This window comes from Anabaena sp. FACHB-1237, assembly GCF_014696225.1.
Taxonomy (GTDB): Bacteria; Cyanobacteriota; Cyanobacteriia; order Cyanobacteriales; family Nostocaceae; genus FACHB-1237.
The window spans coordinates 77,174-91,293 of the sequence record NZ_JACJPV010000003.1; the positions used below are offsets into that span (position 1 = coordinate 77,174).

The 14,120-nt window shown below is 35.2% G+C and carries 8 protein-coding genes; 5 read left to right on the forward strand and 3 right to left on the reverse strand.

The features are described 5' to 3' along the window. Window positions 1–75: 75 nt before the first annotated feature. From bchH to H6F32_RS02205, 5 genes are all read left to right on the forward strand, one after another. Window positions 76–3,717 (forward strand): magnesium chelatase subunit H, encoded by a 3,642-nt coding sequence (gene bchH / locus H6F32_RS02185; protein WP_190367700.1) that lies wholly within the window; start codon window positions 76–78, stop codon window positions 3,715–3,717. A 567-nt stretch (window positions 3,718–4,284) separates the two neighbouring features. Further along, entirely contained in the window at window positions 4,285–5,646 is a 1,362-nt protein-coding gene (locus H6F32_RS02190; protein WP_190367701.1) for a nicotinate phosphoribosyltransferase, read from the forward strand. Between the two features lie 25 nt (window positions 5,647–5,671). Further along, window positions 5,672–6,265 carry a nicotinate-nucleotide adenylyltransferase gene (locus H6F32_RS02195; RefSeq protein ID WP_190367806.1) on the forward strand — a complete coding sequence of 198 codons (594 nt, stop codon included), beginning with the start codon at window positions 5,672–5,674 and terminating at the stop codon, window positions 6,263–6,265. Next, entirely contained in the window at window positions 6,235–7,002 is a 768-nt protein-coding gene (locus H6F32_RS02200; protein WP_190367702.1) for an NrtR DNA-binding winged helix domain-containing protein, read from the forward strand. The genes H6F32_RS02195 and H6F32_RS02200 overlap by 31 nt, the downstream gene beginning before the upstream one ends. A 71-nt stretch (window positions 7,003–7,073) precedes the next feature. Beyond that, complete coding sequence (locus tag H6F32_RS02205; RefSeq protein ID WP_190367703.1) at window positions 7,074–8,771, forward strand: NAD+ synthase; 1,698 nt, start codon at window positions 7,074–7,076, stop codon at window positions 8,769–8,771. 78 nt (window positions 8,772–8,849) lie between these two features. Here the strand turns inward: H6F32_RS02205 and H6F32_RS02210 are convergent, their stop codons facing one another. From H6F32_RS02210 to uvrA, 3 genes are all read right to left on the reverse strand, one after another. After that, the gene (locus H6F32_RS02210; protein WP_190367704.1) at window positions 8,850–10,277 is read right to left on the reverse strand and encodes an LCP family protein; all 1,428 of its coding nucleotides are present in this window, start codon (window positions 10,275–10,277) and stop codon (window positions 8,850–8,852) included. Between the two features lie 317 nt (window positions 10,278–10,594). Then, window positions 10,595–10,957: a hypothetical protein gene (locus H6F32_RS02215; RefSeq protein ID WP_190367705.1), complete on the reverse strand. Its 363-nt coding sequence runs from the start codon at window positions 10,955–10,957 to the stop codon at window positions 10,595–10,597. 125 nt (window positions 10,958–11,082) lie between these two features. Beyond that, on the reverse strand, window positions 11,083–13,989 hold the full coding sequence (uvrA, locus tag H6F32_RS02220; protein WP_190367706.1) for an excinuclease ABC subunit UvrA: 2,907 nt from the start codon (window positions 13,987–13,989) through the stop codon (window positions 11,083–11,085). Window positions 13,990–14,120: the final 131 nt, after the last annotated feature.

A 14,120-nucleotide genomic window follows, 5' to 3' on the forward strand; every position in this document is an offset into this window, starting at 1 on the left:
AATTGCTAATTATGTTTAAAATTAAAGTTAAAATTAAAATAAATCCATATTTCTTAATATACAATTGTCAAATCTATGAAACGTATTGTGTTAATTGCTGGTTTTGAATCTTTTAATGCTGAATTATACCGCCATGCGGCTTTTTTGGCAAGTTCTCGCTGCGCTGAATTGGATATTAGAATTTTTAGCGATCGCAATATTACCACTAATTCCGACGAAGTAAAAGCTGCTTTAGAAGGTGCTGATGTATTTTTTGCCAGTTTAATATTTGACTATGATCAAGTTTTATGGTTACAAAAACACATTCAAAATATTCCCATTCGTCTGGTTTTCGAGTCGGCATTAGAATTAATGAGTTTAACAAAAATAGGAGAATTTGCTATTGGAGATAAACCTAAAGGAATGCCTAAACCTGTTAAATTCATTCTCGATAAATTCAGCAATGGTAAAGAAGAAGATAAACTGGCAGGTTATATTAGTTTCTTAAAAATAGGGCCTAAATTATTAAAATTTATCCCTGTGCAAAAAGTCCAAGATTTGCGTAACTGGTTAATTATTTATGGTTATTGGAATGCCGGAGGAGTAGAAAACGTAGCGGCATTATTTTGGATCTTAGCTGAAAAATATTTACAGTTAAAAATTGGGGATATTCCTGAAGTAATAGAAACCCCAAATATGGGATTATTGCATCCAGAATATCATGGATATTTCACGTCACCAAAAACTTATTTAAAATGGTATGAAAATAGGAAACAAGGAACAAAGAAATTACCCATAATTGCTATTTTATTATATCGCAAGCACGTAATTACAAAACAAGCCTATATTCCCCAATTAATTCAACAATTTGAAAAAGCAGGATTAATACCTTTACCAATATTTATTAATGGAGTGGAAGGTCATGTTGCTGTTAGAGATTGGATGACAACTGAATATGAAACCCAGCAAAGACAACAGGGAAATATTGCCACTCCTTCCTTATCTGCCGAAGCTGTAAAAGTTGATGCCATTGTTTCTACCATTGGTTTTCCCCTTGTTGGTGGACCTGCGGGTTCAATGGAAGCAGGAAGACAAATTGAAGTGGCAAAACGTATTTTAACCGCGAAAAATATCCCTTATATTGTGGCAGCACCGCTATTAATTCAAGACATTTATTCCTGGACTCGTCAAGGAATAGGAGGTTTACAAAGTGTGGTATTATATGCCCTGCCTGAATTAGATGGCGCAATTGACACCATCCCTTTAGGGGGTTTAGTAGGTGAAAATATTTATTTAGTTCCCGAACGAGTGCAAAGATTAATTAATAGAGTCAAAAATTGGGTAGAATTGCGGAAAACATCGCCACAAGATCGCAAAATTGCTATTATTCTATATGGGTTTCCTCCAGGATATGGGGCAACAGGAACAGCAGCTTTATTAAATGTTCCTCGCAGTTTAATTAAATTATTAAATGCCATGAAATCACAGGGTTATCATGTTGCTAATATTCCCGAAGATGGAGAAGAATTAATTAGACAAATTAAAGCAGCAGATGAAATTAACCCCATTTTAGAAACGTCAGAAAATACAAATACTATTCACGCGAGAACTTTAGAAAAATGGTTAGGATATTTACAAACATCGCGCATTGAAAAACAATGGAAATCTCTTACATCTAGCGGTATTAAAACCTATGGAGATCAATTTAATATTGGAGGTGTACAATTAGGAAATATTTGGATTGGAGTCCAACCACCTTTAGGTATTCAAGGCGATCCTATGCGGTTAATGTTTGAAAGAGATTTAACTCCCCATCCTCAGTATGCAGCTTTTTATAAATGGTTACAAAATGATTTTCAAGCTAATGCAGTAATTCATTTAGGAATGCACGGAACTGTAGAATGGTTGCCAGGTTCACCATTAGGAAATACGGGGTATTCTTGGTCAGATATTTTGTTAGGAAATCTGCCTAATTTATATATTTATGCTGCTAATAATCCTTCAGAATCAATATTAGCTAAACGTCGGGGTTATGGGGTGTTAATTTCCCACAATGTTCCACCTTATGGCCGCGCTGGTTTATATAAAGAATTGGTGAATTTACGGGATTTAATTGCGGAATATCGAGAAGATCCAGAAAAGAATTATTTGTTAAAGGAAGGTATTTGTAAGAAAATTGTTGATACTGGTTTAGAAGTTGATTGTCCTTTTGATGATGCGAAAAAGTTGGGTATTCCCTTTACTCCAGAAAATGTAAGAATGTTTAGTCATCATGCTTTTGAGCATTATTTGGTGAAGTTGTATGAGTATTTACAAGTATTAGAAAATCGTCTTTTTTCTTCTGGTTTGCACATTTTAGGATCAGCACCAAATCAGGAGGAGTTAAATAGTTATTTGGATGCTTATTTTGCAGAAAATGAACGAGTAAATGAGGTGGAAATTACTGATTTATTAAATCAATCTACAGATGAAATCACCAATCTTTTAAGGGGTTTAAATGGTGAATATATTCCTCCTGCACCTGGTGGAGATTTGTTAAGAGATGGTGCGGGAGTTTTACCAACAGGACGCAATATTCACGCTTTAGATCCCTATAGAATGCCCTCTGCTGCTGCTTATGAAAGAGGTAGGGAAATAGCGAGAAAAATTATTGATCAACATTTACAAGAACATCACAAATACCCAGAAACTGTGGCGGTTTTATTGTGGGGTTTAGATGCTATTAAAACTAAGGGTGAATCTATTGGTATTCTCTTAGAATTAGTAGGCGCTGAACCGATGAAGGAAGGTACGGGAAGGATAGTGAGATATGAATTAAAACCTTTGGCAGAAATTGGCCGTCCACGTATTGATGTTTTAGGCAATTTGTCGGGAATTTTTAGAGATAGTTTTGTGAATATTATTGAATTATTGGATGATTTATTCCAACGTGCTGCAGAAGCTGATGAACCGGAGGAAATGAATTTTATTAGAAAACACGCTTTGGAATTAAAATCAAAAGGTGTGGAAAATTATGCAGCGCGATTATTTTCTAATCCTGCGGGTGATTTTGGTTCTTTAGTTAATGATAGAGTGGTGGATAGTAATTGGGAAAACGGTGAGGAATTGGGGAATACTTGGGAAAGTCGTAATGTGTTTAGTTATGGGAGAAATGATAAGGGAAAAGCGCGGCCGGAGGTATTACAAACATTATTACAAACGAGCGATCGCATAGTTCAAGAAATAGACTCGGTAGAATATGGACTAACAGATATTCAAGAATATTATGCTAATACTGGAGGTTTGAAAAAAGCCGCAGAAAAACAAAGTGGTAAGAAAGTTACAGCGAGTTTTGTAGAAAGTTTTTCTAAAGATACCACACCTCGCAATTTAGATGATTTATTAAGAATGGAGTATCGCACTAAGTTATTAAATCCCAAATGGGCAAATTCAATGGTTAACCAAGGTTCTGGAGGTGCGTTTGAAATTTCTCAACGGATGACGGCGTTAATTGGCTGGGGAGGAACTGCGGATTTTCGTGATCATTGGGTGTATGATCAAGCTGCGGATACTTATGCGTTAGATGCAGAAATGGCGGAAAAATTGCGTCAAGCAAACCCAGAAGCATTTAGAAATATTGTGGGGAGAATGTTAGAAGCAAGCGGTCGTGGTTTATGGGAAGCTGATAAGAATAAGTTGGAAAAATTGCGTCAATTGTATGAATTGAGTGATGAACAGTTGGAAGGAGTGACGGTTTAGAAAATTAAAAACGTAGGTTGGGTTAAACGAAGTGCAACCCAACACATTTACAGTCAAATTAAATTTGATGTGTAGCACTCACTGTATAACCAAAAAACCTGAAATTACAGTAGCGCAAGCATCTTGCTTGCATTCATTATCCAAATTAAAAGCACAACAGCTTAATAAATTGTAAATTTGAGTAGTAATAGGATGGTATTGAATCATACAGCACATTCCATCTACATGAGGTACACAGCAAGATGCCTGTGTTACAAGGGTTTTATCATTAACATCTTCTAATCAATATTCATAGGACTTACGCAAGTGTCACACTAAAAAATCTGTTGAGTGGGTGCGTCAGATATCAACAATTTGGTTATTTACATGATTTATACTGTCTGATGTGGTTCGTGAGCTTGTCGAACCACAACCAATGTGTTGCGTAAGTCCTGATTCACTAAAATTATTCCCAAATTTAGTACATTAGTACCTTTTTATACAATGAAAATATTTTTCCCTGCACTACTTGACAATATTTATGGTGAAAGTTACCATAAATAGATGAAGTTAATAGTAGATAAGAAAATGACTACATTAAGTGACCGGGAATTAAACCTGCATCCAGAAGATTATAGCCTATTAACAGACCTTTATCAGTTAACCATGACTGCCTGTTATGCAGGAGAACAAATAGCACAAAAAACAGCCAGTTTTGAGCTATTTGTGAGAAGTTTACCCAACGGTTTTAACTATTTAATTGTCATGGGTTTAAGCCAGGTTTTAGAATATTTAACTAACTTTCAATTCACAGATCATCAAATTAGTACCTTAAAAAATACTGGCATCTTTGATCATGCAGATGAGCAGTTTTGGCAATTATTAAAAACCGGATCTTTTGCTGGTAATGTGTGGGCAGTACCTGAAGGAACAGCTATATTTGCCCATGAACCCATATTAAGAATTGAAGCCCCATTATGGCAAGCACAAATAATAGAAACCTATCTATTAAACACCATTAATTATCAAACATTAATCGCTACCAGAGCAGCAAGAATTAGAGATATCGCCGGTGAAAAAGCTACTATTTTAGAATTTGGTACAAGAAGAGCTTTTAGCCCCCAAGCCTCATTATGGGCTGCTAGAGCGGCATTAGCAGCAGGTTTAAATGCTACTTCCAATGTGTTAGCAGCCATACAATTAGGAGAAAAACCTAGTGGTACAATGGCTCACGCTTTAGTTATGGCATTATCAGCATTAGAGGGCAGTGAGGAACAAGCATTTATGGCTTTTCATAAATATTTCCCTGGTGCGCCTTTATTAATAGATACTTATGATACTATAGCAGCAGCAGAAAAATTAGCAGTACAGGTAAATTGTGGTAATTTACAATTATCAGGAGTGCGTTTAGATTCAGGAGATTTAGTTACTTTATCCCAAAAAGTGCGATCGCTTTTACCAAATATCTCAATTTTCGCTAGTGGAGATTTAGATGAATGGGAAATACAAAGATTAATACAACAACAAGCCGCAATTGATAGTTATGGTATTGGCACAAAACTAGTTACGGGAACACCTGTAAATGGAGTTTATAAACTAGTAGACATTGATGGTATTCCCGTGATGAAAGAATCAATTGGTAAATTTAATTATCCTGGTAAAAAACAGATTTTCCGCCATTTTCAAGCAGATAAATTTGTCTTTGATACTCTCGGTTTAACCACTGATAATTATCCAGATGCCCAACCTTTATTAAAATTAATGATGGAAAATGGAAAACCATTACAAACCATAGAAAGTTTAGCCGTAATTCGAGAAAGAACGAGAATTTCAGTTAATAGTTTACCTGTCCAAATGCGAACATTAGAAAATCCCCTTCCTGCAAAAGTTGAAATATCACCAACCTTAGAAAAATTAACCACAGAAACTAGAAGAAATATCAAGAAATAACCCAAAATAATCATTGAAAACCATGATGAAAATTGCTTTATTTGGCACTAGTGCCGATCCCCCAACTACAGGACATCAGATGATCATGAAATGGTTATCTACACATTATGATTTAGTGGTAGTGTGGGCAGCAGATAATCGTTTAAAATTGCAACAAACGCCCTTAGAACATCGCGCAACTATGTTAAAATTACTCATTGATGATATTTCTCAAAATCATCAAAATAAAGTGGTTATAAATCAAAATTTAAGTAGTTGGAAAACATTAGAAACTGTTGCTAAAGCCAAATTAATTTGGGGAGAAAATGTCGAATATACCTTAGTAATTGGCTCAGATTTAATTAATCAATTACATCGCTGGTATCATATTCATGATTTATTAACACAAGTAAAATTATTGATAATTCCTCGTCCGGGATATATCATAGATCATGATAGTATAGAAAAACTAGAAGAAATAGGAGGAAAAATAGCGATCGCTAACATTACTGGTTTAAATGTTTCCTCCACTGCTTTTCGTGAAAAAAGAGATATTAACACCTTAATACCTCCTGTAATTGCCTATATTCATCAACAGCATTTGTACGAATGCCCATACCTAACCCAAACTCAGATTTAAACATCGAAAATCAGCCCAGAAATCAACAAACATTAGCTGATTTTAAAGTGGGAGTTGATAACGTAATTTTCTCTGTAGATACCATGGAAAATAGGTTATTAGTTCTATTAAGAAAAAGACAACAAGAACCATTTTTGAACTTGTGGAGTCTTCCAGGAACATTAGTTAGACAAGGAGAATCTTTAGAAGATGCAGCATATAGAATTATGGCGGAAAAAATCAAAGTCAATAATCTCTACTTAGAACAACTTTATACTTTTGGTGGACCAAATAGAGATCCGCGAGAAAAAATTGATAGTTATGGAGTGCGTTATTTATCAGTAAGTTATTTTGCCTTAGTCAGATTTGACGAAGCACAATTAATAGCTGATAAAATTGATCAAAATTCTCGTGTTTCTTGGTATCCTATTAATAAAATTCCCCAACTAGCATTTGATCACAATGAAATTATTGCCTATGGCCATAGAAGATTACAAAATAAATTAGAATATAGTCCTATCGCTTTTGAAGTATTACCTAAAACCTTTACTTTAAATGATTTATATCAACTATATAGCGCCGTTTTAGGAGAAAACTTTTCTGATTATTCTAACTTTCGTTCCCGGTTACTAAAGTTAGGTTTTTTATCAGATACAGGGATTAAAGTATCACGAGGTGCGGGAAGGCCAGCAAGTTTATATAAATTTGATGCAGAAGCATTTGCACCATTTAAAGATAAACCATTGGTGTTTATTTAGCCCGACTGGGAATGATAGCGCAGCGTGGAAGCCAAACAAGTAATCCATATTCAATTTATATCATAACTACGATGAAAATAGCCATTGCCCAACTTAACCCTATTATTGGTGATTTACCTGGAAATGCTGCCAAAATATTAGAATTATCCCAAGAAGCAGCAGCTACAGGAGTGCGTTTATTACTAACACCAGAATTATCTATTTGTGGTTATCCACCTAGAGATTTATTATTAAATCCTAGCTTTGTAGAAATGATGGATTACACATTACAAAAATTAGCAACAGATATACCTCAAAATTTAGCTGTGTTAGTGGGAACAGTAGCTAAAAATGATCAAGCACATCTTACAGGAACTAAACCATTATTTAATAGTATTGCTTTATTAGAAAATGGCAAAATTCACAGATATTTTCATAAAAGGTTATTACCAACCTATGATGTTTTTGACGAAAATCGTTATTTTACTCCAGGTTTACAACCCAATTATTTCACTTTAGATAATGTAGATATTGGAGTAACTATTTGTGAAGATTTGTGGAATGATGAGGAGTTTTGGGGTAAACGCAGTTATACTGTAAATCCTATTGCTGATTTGGCAATTATTGGCGTAGATTTAATTGTTAATTTATCGGCTTCTCCCTACACTGTGGGTAAACAAAAAGTTAGAGAAGCAATGTTAAATCATAGTGCTGTCACTTTTAAAAAATCTGTGATTTATGTGAATCAAGTGGGAGGAAATGATGATTTAATCTTTGATGGCTGTAGTTTTGCTATGAATAGTCAAGGGGAAGTTATTTGTCGCGCTAAGGCTTTTTATAGTGATTTTATTAATATTACATTTGATGTCGAAAAGCAAGATTTAGCATTAAGTAAAATCACAGAATTAGCAAATTCAGCAGATGAGGAAATTTGGCAAGCATTGATTTTAGGAGTAAAAGATTATGTGAGAAAATGCCGTTTTTCTAAAGTTGTGATTGGGTTAAGTGGAGGAGTTGATTCAGCTTTAGTAGCAGCGATCGCTAGTTATGCTATAGGTAAAGAAAATGTATTAGGAGTCTTAATGCCTTCCCCCTATAGTTCTGAACATTCTATTAATGATGCTTTACAATTAGCCAAAAATTTAGATATTAGTACCCAAATTTTACCCATTAGGGAATTAATGCAAGGTTTTGATCAATCATTGGCAGAATTATTTAAAGATACAGAATTTGGCATTGCTGAAGAAAATTTACAAGCGCGGATTCGTGGTAATTTATTAATGGCGATCGCTAATAAATTCGGTTATTTACTCCTATCCACAGGCAATAAATCAGAAATTGCTGTTGGTTATTGTACTTTATATGGTGATATGAATGGAGGTTTATCTGTAATTGCAGATGTTCCCAAAACGCGAGTTTATTCATTATGTCACTGGTTAAATCATCAACAAAATAGGGAAATAATTCCCACCCATATTCTTACAAAAGCTCCCAGCGCAGAATTAAAACCTGGACAATTTGATCAAGATTCTTTACCAGCATATCATATATTGGATGATATTTTACAAAGATTAATCAATCAACATCAATCAGCCGCAGAGATTGTTAATTGTGGACATGATGCACAGATAGTTGATAAAGTATTAAAATTATTATTTCGTGCGGAATTTAAACGTCGTCAAGCCCCTCCAGGATTGAAAATTACAGATAGGGCATTTGGCACAGGTTGGAGAATGCCCATAGCCAGTAGTTGGGAGGCTTTAAACAATATGAAATCAAATCATAAATAAACAATATCCCCGACTTCTTGAAGAAGTCGGGGATGTCAAACATAACTCTTAATTCTTTCCCCTCATAACTGTCAGCTATCACCTACTATCAGAACTAGAATTTTCAAACATCGCTTGATTTTCCAACCAATCTTTACCCAATTGAATACTAATATCGGAAGCAATATTACCAGTGCTTTCCACTCGCACCTCACCAAAACCTAAAATATTCCGCAAAGATTCCGCGCTATCTGCATCACCTTGTTGAGCGACAATATGAGTCACATCTAAAGGCTGTCCCCAAGGTTTAGAAATAAAAATATTAGTATATCCAGCCTTTTCTAAACTTCTAATTAAAGGACGCATTTTTGATCTTTCACTTCCTGTACTATCTTGAATAGCTACTTTTAAATTACTCAGATTTTGTATTTTTTCCTCCTCTAATACATTGGACTGCACACCAAAATGTAAAGACATTAATTTAGCAATATCTCTTTCTTTAGGTATCCAATAACTAGCCTTAAATTCACCATTTTCACTAAAACGACCAGGTAACATTAACATTTGCATATTCGAGCGATTAATTTTTGAACCAAAACCTAATAAAGCTGCTAATTCCTCTACCGATAAATTAGTATCAACATTTTCTTTCACCACATTTAAAATTTCCGTTAATCGTGTCAAAGTGTTGGGATTTAATGTTTGTTCTATTAAGGCTCTAATTACCATTTGTTGACGCTGTATTCTGCCAATATCTCCTAACTCATCATGACGATAACGCAATAATTGTAAAGCCTGTTCCCCATTCAAATGTTGCTGACCAGCCTTTAAATTAATATATAAATGTTGGGAATCATCCCGATATTTCATATCTTTAGGTACATAAACATTCACACCACCTAAAGCCTCAATCAGTTTACTTACTCCTAAAACATTAATCCGCACATATCTATCAATTGCCACCCCACCTAATAAATTACTCACAGTTTTTGCTGTTAATGCTGGTCCACCATCTACATTAGCTGCATTGATTTTTTTCGCTCCAAAACCTTCTATTTCTGCGCGAGTATCTCTAGGAATAGAAAGCATGACAATCTTCTTCGTATCTGGATCAAATTTGATCAACAGCATCACATCTGATAGACCATCAAAGGAATTTACTTGTGGTAAATAACGCAGATTTTTACTATCCGATGGCGGATTTTGTATATCTGGAGGAAGTACACTCATACCCATTAAGAGAATATTTACAGGACGAGTTAATTCAGAAAATTGAAACCCTACTCTAGAAATGGGATCACTATCAAAAACCTCCGCCTCTTTCTTGCTTAACTGTGCCTGCTGTAAAGGTGTGCTTTCCCAAAACCATGCTAATAAAGCCATGGACATTCCTGATGCTATTGCAATACTACCCATGGCAATTCCAAACCATACCCAGCGCTGTGATTTGGATGATCGAGATTTTTTACGCTTTAATTTTTTCTTAGCTGCTTGTTGGTCTTCTGATGATGCTTTTTGACTAGTCACAAAATTCCTCACGTATAATATGATTGAATATTTTAAATTAACTTATAAGCTAATGTGCAGCTAAACTGTATAATTAAAAAACCTGAAGTTACAGTAGCACAAGCATCTTGCTTGTATTAATTATTCAAGTTAAAAGCACAACAGCTTATCTCCACCAGATCAGACTATATTAACCAAATTTTTCTCCAGATTCCCACAGTAAATTACATAAATCCAAAAAATATTTCCTGGTACTGATCACTGATCAGTCATTATGGGGTATTTTAGCAACTCACCCAGCTTTGTATAAATCTTGCTTGGGCAACTTGATCATTACCTCATTTTGGGAAAATTCGTGTTGCTAAACCACTAAAACCTGATAAACGGGCTACTTTTCCCTGAAATACACGCCAAATTAACCATAAACTTACTAAAAAATAAGCAGAAGTAAGAAAGCTGTTTAAAATCAACAATCTCAACGCCAGAAAATCAGAAGTTGCTGCACCAGTCCCTAACAGCAAATAAGTCACTATCCAACTAAAAGTCAAAGTTACAGACAAACGACTAACTCGTAATTTTTCCTTGTCACCTTGATGATGGTATAGACTCCATAGCGACGGTACAACACCCATAACAGGAATTAAATATAAAATTAGTTCTGTTTTGGAGATGTTAGTATCTTCTGATGCTAAGTGATTCATAATTAGTTGTAGCAAAACTATCTTGAGTATAGCATGATCAGGAGTCAATAGGGGTTTAGTAGTGCTGATTGCTGTCAACTTAACAGGTACGGAAGAACCAAATTATCAAAGAAGTTGATCATTTTTTATGCCATGGCCGGATATTGTTCCAACACTTGCCTTAAATATTCCCCAGTGTAAGAACGCGGATTTTTCGCCACATCTTCTGGTGTTCCTGCGGCAATTATTTCTCCTCCTTTATCTCCTCCTTCTGGTCCTAAATCTATCACCCAATCTGAACATCTAATCACATCTAAATTATGTTCAATTACTAAAATTGAATTACCTTTATCTACCAATCTTTGCAATACATCCAATAATTTATGTACATCATAAAATGATAATCCCGTAGTTGGTTCATCAATTAAGTATAATGTCTTTCCCGTTGCCCTACGTGATAATTCTGTGGCTAATTTTACCCTTTGTGCTTCTCCTCCTGATAAAGTGGTTGCTGGTTGTCCTAATTGTACATAACCTAAACCTACATCCACTAAAGTTTGCAATTTGGCCACTGCTTTAGGAATATTTTCGCAAAATGCTAATGCTTCCTCTACTGTCATTTTCAAAACATCAGAAATTGATTTATCTTTATATTTCACTTGCAATGTTTCCCTGTTATATCTCGCACCTTTACACACCTCACACTGGACATAAACATCGGGTAAAAAATTCATTTCAATCACATTTACACCTTGTCCACTACAGGCTTCACATCGGCCACCTTTGACATTAAAAGAAAATTGTCCTGGTTTATAACCTCTGGTTTTGGCTTCAACTGTTTGGGAAAATACATCACGAATAATATCAAATACTCCTGTATATGTGGCAGGATTAGATCGCGGTGTTCTACCAATGGGAGATTGATCAATTACTATGACTTTATCTACAGAACTTAAACCTTTAATTTCATCTATTTCTTTAGGTAAAGGTACTCTTTTTAACAGATGATGTTGTAAGGCTGGATAGAGTAATTCGTTAATTAATGTGGATTTTCCTGAACCAGAAACTCCAGTGACAGCAACTAATTTTCCTAGGGGAATTTCCACAGTCACGTTTTTTAAATTATTGCGATGGGCATTTTTTAAAGTTAAGGTTCTCCCATTTCCCTCTCTTCTTTTGGCTGGGGTATGAATTACTCTTTTTCCTGATAAATATGCACCAGTTAATGAGTCTTCCGCATTTAATAAGTCTGCTAATGTTCCCTGGGCAATTATATTTCCTCCATGTATTCCTGCACCAGGACCAATATCTACTATATGGTTGGCTGCGCGAATGGTTTCTTCATCATGTTCTACTACTATTAATGTGTTGCCTAAGTCTCGCAATTTGGTTAATGTGGTTAATAATCTACCATTATCTCTTTGATGTAAACCTATACTTGGTTCGTCTAAAACGTAAAGAACTCCTGTTAGTCCTGAACCAATTTGTGTCGCTAGTCTAATACGTTGTGCTTCTCCCCCTGATAAGGTCATGGCAGGACGATCTAAGGTAAGATAATCTAATCCTACATCTAATAAAAATTGTAGTCTGGCTTTAATTTCTTTGAGAACTAATTCCCCTATTTGTGCTTGTCGAGGACTTAATTGTAAGTTTTCTATTCTTTCTCGACATTCCCGAATTGCTACAGTGGTAAAATCTAAGATTCCATACTGTCCTAATTTCACTGCTAAGGCTTCACGTTTTAATCTTTTACCTCCACACATTTCACAAGGTTGATCTATTAAGTATTCTTCTAATTTCTGTTTAATTAATTCTGTTCCTCCTTCATATTGTCTTTGTAAAATGGGAATTACTCCTTTAAAATTTTGCTTTTTATCTTGGGTGATTTTTTCTTCTCCATATAATACTATTTGTTGCTGTTCTGCTGTTAATTTGCCCCATTGAGTTTGTAATTCAAAACCATAAGTTAATCCCACTGCATATAATAATTCTAAATAATAGGAATTTTCTTTTTCAGACCAAGGAGCGATCGCTGCATACATGGGAGAATTTTCATTGGGTATTAATAATTCTGGTGAAAATCTCCTTAATGTACCAATTCCATGACAATTTGTACAAGCACCATAGGGCGAATTAAAGGAAAATAATCTCGGTGATAATTCTTCCATTATTGCCCCATGTTCTGGACAAGCAAAATTTTCTGAAAATACCATTTCTCTATGGCTTTCTACTTGGGAAATATCCTCATTTTTTGCCGGTGTTCCTGTTTTTTCCGGTGTATCATGTAATATTTCAATCATGGCAATTCCGTGAGATTGCCGTAGGCAAGTAGTGAGAGAATCTACTAAACGCTCTTGAATGCCATCTTTTTTAACTAGTCTATCAATAACCAGTTCTATATTATGTGTATTATTTTTATCCAGTTCTATGGAGTCGGACAGATCAAACACTTCACCATCTATCCGCACTCGGACAAAACCTTGAGATGCTAAACTAGATATAAGTTTGCGATGTGTACCTTTTTTACCACGTACCACAGGAGCAAGAATTTGAAAGCGGGTACGATCAGGAAGTTCCATAATACGATCGCACATTTGATCAATAGTTTGCGGCGAAATACAGCGATCGCAATGTGGGCAATGGGGCTCACCAGCCCGACCATATAATAAACGTAAATAATCGTAAATTTCTGTGACTGTACCCACTGTAGATCGGGGATTATGGGAAGTAGACTTTTGATCAATGGAGATAGCCGGACTTAAACCCTCAATAGCTTCCACGTCAGGTTTGTCCAACTGTCCTAAAAATTGCCGAGCATAAGCACTTAAAGATTCTACATAACGGCGTTGACCTTCTGCAAAAATGGTATCAAACGCTAAAGATGACTTACCAGAACCTGATACACCTGTAAATACAATCATCTGGTCACGAGGCAGATCCAAATCAATATTTTTCAGATTATGCTGCCTAGCACCGCGTATGCGAATACTATTTTGTTGTGGTTGAGGATAGGGAAGATGATCACTAAGGGATGGTGTTAGGTTTTTGGACATATTCACATTTGCTCAAATTTTGGGCAGGTAACACAATCCTTAATCATACTATTTTTTATCAGGTTATGCTAAGACTTAGTTGGAACTTAAAACTTAAACAGGACTCACTCAACTGGAACATTAGTAGAATG